General features: G+C 36.6%; 12 protein-coding genes. 6 read left to right on the top strand and 6 right to left on the bottom strand.

The genetic code is table 11. The features are described from left to right. Positions 1-28 precede the first annotated feature (28 nt). Positions 29-457, top strand: a complete 429-nt coding sequence (locus HHL20_RS00640) for a hypothetical protein (protein WP_169229287.1) — start codon at positions 29-31, stop codon at positions 455-457. Between the two features lie 96 nt (positions 458-553). Here HHL20_RS00640 and HHL20_RS00635 read toward each other — a convergent pair whose 3' ends face one another. Then, positions 554-1099: a gamma carbonic anhydrase family protein gene (locus HHL20_RS00635; RefSeq protein WP_169229286.1), complete on the bottom strand. Its 546-nt coding sequence runs from the start codon at positions 1097-1099 to the stop codon at positions 554-556. Between the two features lie 141 nt (positions 1100-1240). On the opposite strand from HHL20_RS00635, the gene HHL20_RS00630 reads away from it, so the two are divergent. The 4 genes from HHL20_RS00630 (at position 1241) to HHL20_RS00615 (ending at position 3904) form a co-directional block, all read left to right on the top strand. Next, positions 1241-2119, top strand: coding sequence for a NifU family protein (locus tag HHL20_RS00630; protein ID WP_169229285.1), 879 nt, complete (start codon positions 1241-1243; stop codon positions 2117-2119). A 58-nt stretch (positions 2120-2177) separates the two neighbouring features. Then, positions 2178-3224, top strand: coding sequence for a ferrochelatase (hemH, locus tag HHL20_RS00625; RefSeq protein ID WP_194306217.1), 1047 nt, complete (start codon positions 2178-2180; stop codon positions 3222-3224). 201 nt (positions 3225-3425) lie between these two features. Next, complete coding sequence (locus HHL20_RS00620; RefSeq protein WP_169229284.1) at positions 3426-3656, top strand: hypothetical protein; 231 nt, start codon at positions 3426-3428, stop codon at positions 3654-3656. Then, on the top strand, positions 3656-3904 hold the full coding sequence (locus HHL20_RS00615; protein ID WP_169229283.1) for a hypothetical protein: 249 nt from the start codon (positions 3656-3658) through the stop codon (positions 3902-3904). Before HHL20_RS00620 ends, HHL20_RS00615 begins: the two co-directional genes overlap by 1 nt. A 140-nt stretch (positions 3905-4044) precedes the next feature. Here the strand turns inward: HHL20_RS00615 and HHL20_RS00610 are convergent, their stop codons facing one another. Next, positions 4045-5256, bottom strand: a complete 1212-nt coding sequence (locus HHL20_RS00610) for a type IX secretion system plug protein (protein ID WP_169229282.1) — start codon at positions 5254-5256, stop codon at positions 4045-4047. A 142-nt stretch (positions 5257-5398) separates the two neighbouring features. Here HHL20_RS00610 and HHL20_RS00605 point away from each other — a divergent pair, with 142 nt between their 5' ends. Then, complete coding sequence (locus HHL20_RS00605) at positions 5399-6037, top strand: MBL fold metallo-hydrolase (protein WP_169229281.1); 639 nt, start codon at positions 5399-5401, stop codon at positions 6035-6037. 774 nt (positions 6038-6811) lie between these two features. On the opposite strand, the gene HHL20_RS00600 is transcribed toward HHL20_RS00605, so the two are convergent. From HHL20_RS00600 to HHL20_RS00585, 4 genes are all read right to left on the bottom strand, one after another. Beyond that, entirely contained in the window at positions 6812-7207 is a 396-nt protein-coding gene (locus tag HHL20_RS00600) for a hypothetical protein (RefSeq protein ID WP_169229280.1), read from the bottom strand. Between the two features lie 12 nt (positions 7208-7219). After that, positions 7220-9271, bottom strand: a complete 2052-nt coding sequence (locus HHL20_RS00595; protein WP_169229279.1) for a hypothetical protein — start codon at positions 9269-9271, stop codon at positions 7220-7222. A 107-nt stretch (positions 9272-9378) separates the two neighbouring features. Continuing rightward, positions 9379-9747 (bottom strand): nucleotidyltransferase family protein, encoded by a 369-nt coding sequence (locus HHL20_RS00590; protein ID WP_169229278.1) that lies wholly within the window; start codon positions 9745-9747, stop codon positions 9379-9381. 24 nt (positions 9748-9771) lie between these two features. After that, positions 9772-13836 carry a putative HlyD family type I secretion protein gene (locus tag HHL20_RS00585; protein WP_169229277.1) on the bottom strand — a complete coding sequence of 1355 codons (4065 nt, stop codon included), beginning with the start codon at positions 13834-13836 and terminating at the stop codon, positions 9772-9774. Positions 13837-14078 lie beyond the last annotated feature (242 nt).

Raw genomic sequence — 14078 nt, 5'->3', positions numbered from 1 at the left:
CTTCTGCATAACGAGAGAAAAACAACTTATGAAAATCCCTGTATTAGCCTTATGTATGGCTCTTTTTATGGCCTCCTGTTCTTCAGTAAAAAATACGGATGCAACTTTACCGAAAGATATTTCGGAAAGACCTGCCGATGAAAACAGCCAAAAATATGATCAGGCGCAGCTGGATAAATTAAAAGCTTCCATAGAATCTGAAATTTCAAAAGAAAAATGTAGTGATGCTACAGAGTGGACATTTGCTCCGATGGGTGCAAAAGGTTGCGGCGGACCTCAACTCTACATTGCTTATCCTAAAAAAATGGAAACATCTATCTTACCAAAAATTAATGATTATACCGAAAAGGTGAAAGCATTTAACCAGAAATACGGAGTGGTTTCCGACTGTATGATGATCATGCCGCCAACATCTATTAAATGCGTCAACGGAAAAGCCGAACTGGTAAATTCTTAAGAATACAGCATATCAATAAAAAAACCGTTCATAACCTGAACGGTTTTTTGTAATTATCAATTCTGAAAAGTTAATTTATGTTAGTCAATTGACCAATTATAAACTGCTATCTTCCACGTGTTTTACGTTTTCTTTATACCAGGAAGAATATTTTACGTAATTATCGGCAATCCGGTTTACTTCTCCTTCGAGCAGCTGAGAATTGATATCTTTGATCTTTCTGGCCGGAACTCCTCCCCATACTTCTCCGGATTTAATGTGCGTTCCCTGTGTAACTACAGAACCTGCTCCTACAATAGAATTTTCTTCAACGAGGCAGTCATCCATTACAATAGCGCCCATTCCGATTAATACGTTGTCTTTAATGGTGCAGCCATGAACGATCGCATTGTGCCCGATGGAAACATTATTACCGATATTTAAAGGATACTTCTGATAGGTGCAGTGCAGCATTGCATTGTCCTGAACATTCACTTTATTCCCCATCTTTATATAATGAACATCTCCCCTGATCACTGCATTATACCAAATGCTGCAATCCCGTCCCATTGTTACATCACCGATAATGGTAGCCGTTTCTGCCAAAAAAGTATTTTCTCCTATCTGCGGTGCTTTTCCTAAAAGTTCTTTAATAAGTGCCATATTTAATTGAATTTTGTAATAGTGACGGAATTGGATTGTCATTCATAATTTTTAAATCATGCCGATAGCAAAAATCTAACTTCCAACCCCTAACTTCTAATTTCTAATTGCGTATTTTTGTATCTCAAATTTAAAGAAAAAATGCATACTATACTTATAGAGCCGACTGAAAACCCAAAAGTGATGAAATTTGTTGCGGATTACAACCTGATTCCCGGTTCGCTGGAACTGGACAGGGATTCGGACATTTCGGAAATTCCTTTGGCGCAGGAGCTTTTCAACTATCCGTTCGTGGAAAGAATTTTTATTACGGCTAATTTTGTGGCAGTTGCAAAACAGGATACTATTGAATGGGAACATGTAGCGGAAAGCCTGAAAAACGTTATTGAGGATGAACTTCTGGCCAACCCGAGAATATATCTTCAGAAGAAAAAAGAGCTTTACCAGATTTATGCTGAAATGACTCCGAATCCTAATGTGATGAAGTTTGTCGCCAACAAATTGCTGATGGAAGGTTTCGTAGAAGTAAAATCAAGGGATGCAGCAGAAGGAGTTCCTTTGGCACAGGCTATTTTTAAGGAATTTGATTTTGCCAAAGAAGTTTTTATTTCTGATAATTTTGTGGCGGTAACAAGAGATAATTCTGTAGAGTGGCACCAGGTTATGATGACCGTTCGTGCTCTGATTGCAGAATATCTTCAGAATGGAGGAGAAATTTCCAACATTGAAGCGCAGAAACACGAAAATCCTGTAGAAAAGATCATTAACAGAGATTACACCGCAGATGAACAGAAAATCTCCGACATCCTTAATGAATATGTTGCCCCGGCCGTAGAAAACGATGGCGGAAAAATATCTTTAATGGAATACGACCAGGAAAATAAAACAGCAAGAATGCTTCTGCAGGGAGCGTGTTCCGGCTGTCCGAGCTCTACCGCTACTTTAAAAAACGGAATTGAGAATATTTTAAAACAATTTGTTCCTGATCTCGTGGAACGTGTTGAAGCTGTTAACGGATAATTTAAAAACCAAACTAAGAATCCGAAGAAGAAGAATAGTAAACTAAAATTAAAAAATCTTGCAGAAAGAATCTTCCAACTCAAAAAAAGGAATTTTATTGGTAAATCTCGGTTCGCCAAGATCTACAGATGTAAAGGATGTAAAGGAATATCTTGACGAGTTCCTGATGGACGAAAGGGTAATTGATTACAGATGGATTTTCCGTGCACTTCTTGTGCAGGGAATTATCCTGAAAACACGCCCTCCGAAGTCTGCCGAAGCGTATAAAACCGTCTGGACGGATGAAGGCTCTCCTTTGATCGTTATTACTGAAAAAATCCGGAAGAAATTACAGAAACTGGTAGATGTGCCCGTGGAAATCGGGATGAGGTATGCCGAGCCAAGCATAGAAACTGGAATCCGAAGCCTTGTTGAAAAAGGTGTTACTGAAATTGTTCTTTTTCCGCTGTATCCGCAATATGCCATGAGCACAACGGAAACAGTGATCGAAAAAGCTGAAGAAGTAAGAAAGCAGAAGTTTCCGGAGGTGAAAATCAATTATATCCAACCGTTTTACAATCGTGAAATTTACATCAACTGCCTTGCAGAAAGCATCCGTGAAAAGCTTCCCGAAAATTTCGACGCGCTGCAGTTTTCTTATCACGGCGTTCCGGAGAGACATATTTTTAAAACAGATCCTACCAAAACCTGCAACCTCAACGACTGCTGTAGCAGGGAGAATAATCCCAGTCATCAGTTCTGCTATCGCCACCAGTGTTTTAAAACAACAGAAACTGTCATTGAAAAACTAAATCTGCCGAAGGAAAAGGTCATTGTCTCTTTCCAGTCCAGGCTTGGGAAAGACAAATGGATTGAGCCTTATACGGATGAAACGTTTGAAACCATTCCTAAGAGAGGAATTAAAAATCTTGCAGTGGTTTGTCCTGCCTTTGTATCTGACTGCCTGGAAACACTGGAAGAAATTTCGGTTGAAGGAAAGCACCAGTTTACCGATGCCGGTGGCGAAAACTTCCACTACATTCCCTGTTTGAATGACGAAGACCGATGGATTGAAGTCGTAAAAACATTATGTGAGGAAAAACTCAATGAATTTTATTTAGTTTAATTTAGCAATAAGCCTTCGAAATCGGAGGCTCTTTTTTTTATAATAAAATCCATTTTACCCCCTCAATTTTTACACATTAAATTTTAAAAAACATGAATTTTTAAAACATACCCCCTAATATTTATTATTTATATTACAAATTTTATATATTTTTATTACCTTTACCCCATCAAACAATATCATCACCCTTAAAATTAAAAAATGATGAGCCCAACTGCAGAAATTTTAAAAAGAAAGATTGAAAACTTTGGTCCTGATGCTTTAGAAGCTTTTGCAAAAATGATGGAAAGCTTTGAAGAAAGAAATACTTCTTCGATTTCACCATTCTATATGGATGAAATTTTATATAGGATCCGGTTTCATAATGAAAACCCTTCTACCAAACTGGATTTTTATGAAAATATTTCGGAGCTGAAAAAGTATTGTGCATAATGAAAGTTCTCCTTTCTTCTATTGCAAAAAATGACATAAGGCTTTTGATGCGGGTTTTTGGCGCAGAAAACAAACAAAAAGGAATCGATTTTCTGGAAAGTCTCAAAACCTCTATCAACGGTATAGCAGAGCATCCCGGGAAACCTTCAGGAATCAATGTGTACGCTATGGAAAATTTCCCGGCGAATATTCATTATGTTTTTGAAAATGAGGAAACGCTTTTTATAACAGCTATATTTAAAAATTAAACTGATTTCCAGACTATTATTATATTTAAGCCTTGCCGATTTGTCGGTGAGGTTTTTTGTTTTTATTATAAACTAAAAATCAAAACCTTAGGGTTTCGTTTTAGGCTGCTTTAATATTTAAATTAAATTTAGATAAAATATTATCTTACCGGGGTTCTGAATTCACCATAGCCTATCAAACCATCATAATTTCTTCCGAACGGTGCATAATACAAAAATGCCTGATATAAGTTTTCCGTCTGCCAGAAGTTACCGTTAACCTCGCCAAAATTAATGGAGCCGCCAGGATTTTTTGTAGCGAGAATATAGTTGTAGAAACCTTGTTTTAGATATATCCTGGCAACATATTTTTTGTTTTCAGCATCGTATTGCATCTGGTTTTCTTTACTGGGTTTGAAGTCATTGAAACCGCCCAATATATAAATTTCTTTATCCACAGGACCCGACTCCAGTGAAAAATACACCCAGGAATAGTCTGCTTCTCTTTCCGCATCCCTTTCTCTTCCCAGATCATTTCTCCTGTAGTACCATGCACCATTTACATCAGGCTGATATTGGTAATTCAGCGGAAAAGCCCAGACAGGATGAAGGTAAGTATTATTCACTCCGTCTTTTACTTCTGTGGCACGTACCATATCTGCTGCCATATTCATGTTTTTATTATCGAAATAATAAAATTCATTATTTCCGGGAAAGACCAGAGACAGCTGCTGAAACAACAATTGATTTCCGAGTGTCGCGCTTGGTCTTAAATTATTTACCGTAACATTGGGATTGTTATTCTGCATGACATTGAGCGTCATTGAGTTTACGTTGGAAGAGAGATCACCGCCTTTGGAAACCGCCTTCACCTCTACTCTTTGGTTGGCATCGGGATTTCTTGCATCAGCAAATCTTGAAACCCCCAGCGCTAATGTTGCAGCATCTTCCACAAGGTAAAACCTGCGTTTGAACAAAGGTTTGTCAGCAGAGTTTTTATAAACGATGATTTCATAATTTCCTGAAATTTTAAGCTGCATTTTATCATTCGGAAATTTCAGTTTGTAATGCGTGTACGATTGAAGGGTATTAAAAGAATACTGAAAACCATCCAACAAAGCATTTAAAGTGCCTGTTGCATATTCGGTAAAGAAGAGATTATCGTCTTCCCAGTTTCTGTTATAATGTTTGATGGTATATCTGTAAATTTCGCTGGCGTTGGAGAGGTCATCAAAGCTTAAAACCAACTGCTGGTTAAAGTAAATAACCGGTGTTTCATCATTGGTCTGGGGATTAAACAGCTGAATGCTCTGGATATTCTGTCCAAAAACAAATCCGCTCAGGGTAAGTAAAATTATTTGCAAAGTTTTCATTATGACGAAGATAAAGAAAAATAGGAGATTTTTGAAGTGACAAGAAGGCTTTTAATGACATTTTAATTTGAAATATTTAGATTATATTATTTTAAACCCAAATTTTTGTGCCTACATTTGTTTTTTTAAAAAATAATATCATATGCTCCAGATACAGGGTTTCGTATTCAATTTTGCCAGTGAGAATACTTATATTGTTTATAATGAACATAAAAATGCATGGCTGATCGATCCGGGAAATATGAGTGATTCGGAAACCAAATCCATAGAAAATTTCATCAGGGAAAATGAATTGAACATTGAAAAAATCCTTTTAACGCATGCTCATATTGATCATATCTTAGGACTTCAATGGGCTTCCGATACTTTTAAAGTACCTGTTTTTATGCATAAGGATGATAAAGAAGTGCTTGATATGTTCCAAATCAGCGGAATGCGTTTTGGGATGGAGCTTGAGCATATTCACGCCGATATTCGATATGTCAGTGAAAATGAGGAGCTGGAGCTGGATGGTGAAAGATTAAAAATTTACCATGTTCCGGGCCATTCTCCGGGAAGTGTGGTCTACCATAACGAGGCGCAAAAATTCATGATTTCCGGAGACGTTCTTTTTGAAGGAAGCATCGGCCGAACCGATCTTTTTAAAGGGGATTACGAGCAGCTGATTGAAGGAATCAGAACCAAACTTTTTATCCTCGACCCGGAAACCAAGGTTTTATCCGGCCATGGAAATCCAACGAGTATTGGGTTTGAGAAGGCGTATAATCCGTTTTTTAAGTAAGATTGGGTTTGGCTTTTGAATTTCCATGCAAAGGTTTTTGTTTCCTTCAAATCCCTGAGTTACTTCCTTAAAAGAAAGTATTTTGCATCCTGATAAATCTCCGAACTCGTCATCAAAATTTTTCCATCACTTGTGTTTAGCGATTAAAAATTCCAATTCATTTACGGGAAAAAGTTGTTTGGTTTTCATATTTCCGATGAATTTTTCGGTTTGTTCCTTGTAGTTTTCTGTTCTAGATTTTCAGAAAGTTCCTTTGCAGATTTCTATGAAATTACTTAGGTTAAAATAACGGCAACTTGAAGAAGCTGCCATTATAAATTAATCTAAGCCATTATAAAAATCGCTTTTACTATTACGTTTTTTTGCTAAAATTTCTGCTGCTTCATTTTCTAATTCCAAAGAAATCATAGTTACATCATCCGAAACCTGCGGTATCTTGGTAACAGTTCCTTTAGGTTTAGTAGAAGCACTCCTAACTTTACTTGGTTTTGTGTTATTTTCAATCCTTACCTCATCAATCTCTTTAGTCTCCGGTATCCTGTCTTCCAGTTCTTTTTCTGCATTATCAAAGGCTTCTTTGGCTTCCTTTTGCTCGGTTTTCTGTTCCAGCTTTTCAGAAAGTTCTTCTGCAGAACATCATTAAATAATTACAAACATCAATTACAACTAATAAAATAGAATTAGAACACATAAACATTAATTCTAAAATTAGAAAGATTTTAATCACGTTAATGAAAAAGTCCGCTTCATTAGTTTTGAAAACAGCTCATATTGTTATGGCTTTCTACCGTAACTATGTCTTAAGATTTTATAGTTTTCATCTACATAATCTAGTATTTCCTGCTTTTCGTCAGGAGTTAAAGTATCATTAAAATAAATTCTATCTTCTTTAAGTTCATATAATTCTGAAAGATGTGGACAGTTTTCAAATAAAATTTCGTATTTTGTAATTAACACTTCAAACTCCGAAAGATCAAGATAATCATTCTGATATTTCCCAAAAGGAAATCCTCTTTTTATTTTTTTATGCCATTGCATGAGTAAGTTTGTAAGAGCTGCTGAATCATTTATGCCTAATTTTTCGTCGGCTTTTGCCAATATTTCATACTTAAAGGGTTTTTTACCATTTAATGTTAATTCTATTAATAAAGTCTTTATTATTGTTTTCATTTTCTATAAAATTTAGTATTCATCATAACTTATAAAAATATTCTCCAACATTTCTTCTATGGTTTGAAAATCTTTTTTCATTCCTGTAGCTTCTTGCCATGATCTTTCATGAAAGAAAGCCCTTTTTTCAGAAGACCAATTATTTCCCATGATTTTTCTGATTTCTGTTTCAGTTTTTCCTTTTTTAATCAATTCTATAATTTCATGCATTTCTTTAGCATGGGTTCCTTCGTGAATCAGTTCGCTTAAAAAAACTTCTGGTTTTCGGGAAGCCCTGAAATACATATCTGTTCCATCCGCAAAAGCATGTGTATTTCTGGCTTGTTTTAAAGTATCTCCATAATCATTCATGCACATTTTAATAAAATCGTCGTCTTCTAAAATATGGATAAATATTTTTTCTTCCTCAATCATCTTAGCAATTTTATTACCTTGTTCAGTAAATCCTTTTAAAGCATTGGCAATTTCAGTTGTGGTAAGAGCTTTTATTGATTTGTCCTTCCATTTTTTCATGAAATCTTCATGCTGCTTTATTCGCTTTTTATTTGCTTTAATCTCCGGTATCCTATCTTCCAGTTCTTTTTCTGCATTATCAAAGGCTTCTTTGGCTTGTTGTTGGGCGGTTTTCTGTTCCAGCTTTTCAGAAAGTTCTTCTGCAGATTCTTTCATTACTTTTTCGGACACTTCTTCCGTGGCTTCCTTGGCTACTGTAGTAGCTATTTTTCCTGATTCAGCCACTTTTGCCGCTCTTCCAGCCTTTAATGCCGGTATCAAAATAGTAAGAATATCCGGCACCAGCTCTCCCAGGTTTTTATACCAGTAATAGGAATTGGTTCCGTATTTCATAAACCAGTCCGGAAATTCTGCAATTGCTGTAACGAATTTTTTCCAAAGCTTTCGAACAAAATCTTCACAATTAAAAACCAAATCATTCAGCAGATTTTCCAGTGCTTCTCCCAAAGTATCGGTAAGGGTATAACCTATCCCGTTCTTTGCAATTAGCATAACCAGGGCTATTAAATCTACGATACCAGCAACAAACTCCAGACAGCCATTCCAAATACCTACCAGAAAAGCATTGAGATTGTATATCTCGCTAAGCAGTTCTCCCTCCGGAAGTATATCATCGAACCTCTTGAAACCTTCATCCAAAACAGAAGAAAACGCATCAAACAAATATAATAAAATGGTATTTAGAATTTCTTTGTACACCTTTTCTACAATAACATCTTCTTTATCATACCGGGTGATATTTTCAATCTTTTCCCTAAAAGAATTTTTAATGGCTTCCTTTATGTTAGTCCTATTTTGAGGCACGGTAATATCCGGTAAAAATGCCGGCGTAAAACCTTTATCTATTTCGGCATTCCAGTATTTTTCATCTTCGTATTTTTTACTCCGGATCCAATAGGAAATCTTCATAAGATTTTTAGGAGTATTGAGGCCAATATAGTCTTCACCCTGCAGAAACAGCATAAACCAGGACATATCATCAAATTTTCTCTGTTCAAAGTCATACTTTATGGCTTTTATCAAAAGGTCTTTTAATTCATCTGTGGCCAATTTTGCTTCTTTACCTGCCTGAATAAAATTATAATTTGCATTGTTTTTTATTTGAAACGGCCTTTTAAGGAATTCTTCGGCGAGTTCTTCTTCATCGGTTTCTCCAAGATAAGGAAACTGAAAACGCATTTTTTCAATGGCTTTTTTCCCAAGCTTAACCCTTACAATTTTCCCGAAATCAAATTTTCCGTCATCGGTTTCTATAAAGAACAGCACCTCATTTTCTGTGGGTTGGTATTGCGAATCTGCATATTGTTTTAATATGGCCTCACCATCCGGATTTGCAAATACTTTAAAATGGATATCATCCCAGTTTTCAGATTGTAATGATGCGTATAATCTTGCTTGGGAATTTTTCAGCTTTTTGGATAAATCAAAAATCCTGAATGGATCCTGACCTAAAGCGAGTCCTGGACCATAAGTCAATTCTGCATAAACAGGAATTCTTTTTTTCCCAAAACTGTCCAAAAGGACTTTCTTTAAAAGCTGATATTTCCTCAAAAGATTTATTTACAATTCCCTTCAACGGATTTTTATTTCCATCAAATCCCTGGGTTACTTCTTCAAAAGAAAGTATTTTGTATCCGGATAAATCTCCGAACTCGTCGTCAAAATTTTCCATCATTTGTGTGTTTAGCGATTAAAAATTCCAATTCATTTACTGGAAAAAGCTGTTTGGTTTTCATATTCCCGATGAATTTTTCGGTTTGTTCCCTGCTCATAACCAATAGATCAAGATGGTAACCCCGTTCCACCAAAACGTGGGCATTCTTGAGCTTGCAGCCTGCCTGTACCAAAACATCCCAGTCTTTTCCTTGCAGCTCGTTCCAGCTTTCAAAAGGCAATCTGCCCCTGCTCCCGAAAAGGAAAATCTTTTCAACAGGAGTAATCTCCGCAATCTTGTCTTTAAGACTTGTGAGGATATAAGGCAGCACTTTTTCGTGCTGCCAGATAGCCCCGGTTTTTACCTGACTCATTGTTCTATTTTTTAAATGATCAGATTATACCAGAAATTTACTTAGAGGAACTTTATCAAGATACTCGGCTTGTGGAATGATTTGTCCATCTTTATCCAGGATTCTTTCATAACCGTATTTATTGTATTCCGGAGAAGCAATCTTTAAGGTCGAATTTTCCAGATCAACAGAGAACTTCAATAAATCGTGTCCTCCTACAAAATCATCTCCTCCTGGCTTTGTGAATGTAAAGCTTTTGATCTTACTTACATTGATCTTGAAAGTAATCCCATCATCTCCCAACACATAAGCTTCTACTCCCTCAATGGAGGAAACCTCATCCGCTAATACTTTATGTATTTTAATTACGGAATCATTTGGTTTCCATGACGCATCTCTGTCAATGGTAATGATATTGCCTAAGCATTCATAAACTCTGGGAAAGCATTGCTGTTCATCCATAAGTCCAATGAAACGAAGATTAGTATCCAACCCACTAAAACTAATTTCCATCCACTTATCATTAGACTGGCCAATCTGATTGGTATTCAGTTCAAAATTGCTTCCGCACATTTCGCCCAAGTTGTCATCGAATTTTACTCCGGGTTCACAGTTGCACGGCAATGCTTTTTCTACTCTCAAACCGATAGAATCTGCCTGAAGGATCGTAAGGGAAGTCGGAATTTTTTCTCTCCACGGTTCGCCTTCTTTGGTTGCTTTTGGTGAACGCATCTCATCTACAATCGATAAGAACAACGGATCATCAATTACCGGAACCTCACCGCCATTCCAGATCTGTCCGGTAGCTAAGAAATGCCTTACTGCTTCTTCAAATCCCGGGCGAACGGTAACGATTACCCTCGCCATTCCCGACTGCATAAAGGATCTGAATACAGGATCGTTATCATCAAACTGATACAGGTCTGCCCACGATTTTCTTTCTCCCCAATAGTACGGATAGAAATAATAGCTCATAATTTCCCACTCAAAAGCCTGCTCCATGAATTTAATGAATGCCGCATACCGGTCTAATTTTCCATCTACCAAAATATCGGTGTTGGTAAAAGTTTCTTCCAATGCCCCGTCATTCGTATAGTATCTTTTCTTACCGAAAGTAAGGTCTGCCCCCGTACTCTGGTTGAGCATGTACGAAATACAATTTCTTCTCAAAATCGTATTTTCAATTTTTCGATAAAAGCCCGGATTGGAACCTTTGATCTGAACACCCATCGCTTTTATTTCAGTGAGTGCCTGTTCGTATTTGGCAAGTTCTGTTTCGTAGGCTTCAATGATTTTGTTGAATACTTTTTGGAACCATGAGTTTTTATATTCCGGAAGAATGGTAAGCTGTACTTCAATAGCTACCGTACCCGCCCAGTACCTGTCAAAATAAACCGAAACAGGCAGCTTTTCAACAAATTTGTTTAAAGCTCTCTGCATATACCAAGTCTGATAGTTACTTCCACCTATATGAATATCATTACCAACGGAAATTCCCCAGTTTGAACCAGTATATTGACGCCCTGTCTGTCCGAAATTCCAGGATTTTGTATAATACCCTTCCGGAATATCTAAAGAAAAATCTTTATTGTTTGACATAGCGCCATCCGTTTCATCACTAAATCCATATTGCCACCCTATAGATTTGCTCTCTACCGGGAAATCATCAATTTCAACATTATATTTGCTAATCCAGTATTTCAATTTTGTTTCATCTTGCAGGGAAGAAAAGTTGTCTATTTTTTGTATTGAAGACTCTCTAGGGTCAATCGGTTTTACCAATTGGTTTTCTGAATTGTTGGAAACCTTCATCCCAAGATTGTGCAGTTTGGCAGGTTCCGGAATCATGAATTCAAACATCATTCTTTTTCCATAATTGTAGATCTGGTTTTTAACTACTTTATCTACCCAACGGTAAACGCCAACGACATGACTGCTCCCCTTGGTATTATCAAAGCCGTGTTTATTGTTTTCTTCAAACTCTTCAATAATTTTGTCGATACGCTCTTCTTTTACTTTGGTCACGATTCTATCCAAAGCTCTCGCCGTAATATCCTTAGCTTCCGTAACAGCCTGCCGGTTGCTTTCTTCTTTGGAATTGTGAGTTGCATAATTCGCTCCTGCATTTAAGCTGTATTTATTATCACCAAATCCCCATGAAGCATTAAATCCTGCCTGTGCGGCAAAATCTTTAGATTCCTGAAGGATTTTTGCAATTTCGCTCTGCATTTCGTGCCTTTCGGTAGACGTTGTATCGGTCAGCTTTTCTTTTTCCGTTTCGGAAGAAGTGGTAACCTGAGATTCACTGCGTTTTAATCTTCGGGTAGCCCTTTCTTTATATTCCCTTGCCATGATGTTTTCTATATGCGCCACATCTCCTTCAACATAGCAATACGTGGACTGCTCTACTTTCTTGTAATCTGTAATCCCAATATTTTTCATTCCGAAACCTGAAGGGATAAAGATATCGTCACTGTATTCGGTATTCTGTCCTCCGTTTTCAATATCTACCTGTGCAGGCCTGAATACACTGCTTCCTTTAAAAACGCCTTGTTTAAGAAACCTGTTAATATCTGAAGGGTCTCTTACCAAAGTAACACTCATGATGTACGTTTTACCGTCGGCCAATACAACGGTTCCCTCTAAATTGAACTCATTGATATGTAGCGTCTGGGAATCAGGAATGACAGTTCCGTTATAAAATAAAAGACTTGTTCCGCCAAAAGATGAAACTACTGTATTAGAAGTAATTTCTGTTCCGTTAACATTTGCTTTATAATTTGCAGAAACTATATTGGAAGCAAAATTTTCCAGGGTAAGTATAATGTACCACGCTGAGCTGGATACGTTATTTGTTTTTACACTATACCCTATAAGCCCAGTGGTATTTGCTGTATTATTAATTACAGGTACCACCACACCTCCAATAGTGGTAAAAGTCTGGTTATTCAAAACCGTATTTTGTAAAACTGTCTGCTGCAAAGAAGCATTATTCTGAACAATAGCCTGGTTGATTTCAGCAAAGGTTGAAACAGCTCTTAACGATGTGAAAGCTTCTTCCAAAATTCTGTCTAATGTATTCTGTTCTTCGGCTGTTAATGATTGTCTGAGTTTTTCTTCCTGAATTTCAGACTCGTAAATAAAATTAAAATCCGGCAGTTCCAGGGAAATAGGGCGAATTTCCAGAAGTTCTTCATATAATCTGTCCAGTTCATCTTTTAGCTTTTGATCTCTTTCAAGAGTATCAGGATTAGTGATGGTTAAATCAGTAATGTATTTGATTCTGCTTTCAACAACTGCTTTTCTATTGGCTGCTTCGTCTACACTTCTCTCATATTCTGCGCGGATAGGCTTTACTTCCCGTTCGTAAGCTTCTGTAGCAGCTCTATACGCTTCCTGATATTGCTTTTTGTAACTGTTTTCCTGGGCTTGCAGTTTTGTGGCTAATTCCTGATTTTTAGTTAATAAGATTTGGGCTTCTGCAAACTTCATATTTTTGTCGTTATACAGGATCTGGCTATTTTCTTTTTCGCTCATTCTAGATACGGCATTGTTTCCGGAAAAGTTATTTACCGGTTTGAAAAGCTCCTTCGGAAGCACAACTTTAGCCCTGATAACATCTTCATACTGCTCATCGCTATTACCATCATAATGCAACAAAATATGATTTAGATGCAAAAAATGCATTAAGGTTTCCTTCGCATAAAAATCTTCCTGAGTAACTACCTGATATACCAGATTGTCCCAAATTTTAGAATCTATGATAATAGACTGGTGCTGAAGGTTTTTATAGTCATTTATTTTAACGTCAAATTCTGCTTTTGTGGCTGATGCTTTATTCCTGGCAATCCAGACTGCCAGTTCGTAAAATGCAGTATCCCCTTCTTTTAAAGAATGTTCTGTTTCGATTGTTAAAGGTAATGTGGAAGGGTTTTCGCAAAGTTTTTTAAGGGTAGTAGATGAGTATAATTTTTCATCAAAGACACCTTTTTGCGCTTTATAGTCTCTGAAAATGAATCTTCTTTCTTTATTTTTGGGATCTGATAATTCAGCATTACGCATCGTTGCGAATCTGAATAGTGTTTGTGACGTATTGTTATTAGTAGTCATTTGTGTGATTTATTTATGTTTTATATAATTAACTGAAGTCTCTTTTTAGCAAAGTTACTTCAGATTTCAGCCTTATTTTTTTAGGTGGTTTCCGGCGAAGATATCCACCTTACTTTTTAATGGGAAGCATATCTGATATTTTATTTTAATATTAATTTGAAATTTTCGTTGCTATACTTTCAGCTTTGTGATTGTTCACTGACAAAGAAAATATACGATAACGTCAAAACGTGACGTAATTA

Source organism: Chryseobacterium cheonjiense, from assembly GCF_012927265.1.
Classification (GTDB): domain Bacteria; phylum Bacteroidota; class Bacteroidia; order Flavobacteriales; family Weeksellaceae; genus Chryseobacterium; species Chryseobacterium cheonjiense.
This window is presented reverse-complemented; position numbering and strand designations above follow the sequence as displayed.

Coding starts and splice junctions, on each gene's coding strand:
- HHL20_RS00640 (WP_169229287.1), top strand. CDS start 29: ATGAAAATCCCTGTATTAGCCTTATGTATGGCTCTTTTTATGGCCTCC.
- HHL20_RS00615 (WP_169229283.1), top strand. CDS start 3,656: ATGAAAGTTCTCCTTTCTTCTATTGCAAAAAATGACATAAGGCTTTTG.
- HHL20_RS00635 (WP_169229286.1), bottom strand. CDS start 1,099: ATGGCACTTATTAAAGAACTTTTAGGAAAAGCACCGCAGATAGGAGAA.
- HHL20_RS00590 (WP_169229278.1), bottom strand. CDS start 9,747: ATGAGTCAGGTAAAAACCGGGGCTATCTGGCAGCACGAAAAAGTGCTG.
- HHL20_RS00630 (WP_169229285.1), top strand. CDS start 1,241: ATGCATACTATACTTATAGAGCCGACTGAAAACCCAAAAGTGATGAAA.
- HHL20_RS00620 (WP_169229284.1), top strand. CDS start 3,426: ATGATGAGCCCAACTGCAGAAATTTTAAAAAGAAAGATTGAAAACTTT.
- HHL20_RS00585 (WP_169229277.1), bottom strand. CDS start 13,836: ATGACTACTAATAACAATACGTCACAAACACTATTCAGATTCGCAACG.
- HHL20_RS00600 (WP_169229280.1), bottom strand. CDS start 7,207: ATGAAAACAATAATAAAGACTTTATTAATAGAATTAACATTAAATGGT.
- HHL20_RS00605 (WP_169229281.1), top strand. CDS start 5,399: ATGCTCCAGATACAGGGTTTCGTATTCAATTTTGCCAGTGAGAATACT.
- HHL20_RS00610 (WP_169229282.1), bottom strand. CDS start 5,256: ATGAAAACTTTGCAAATAATTTTACTTACCCTGAGCGGATTTGTTTTT.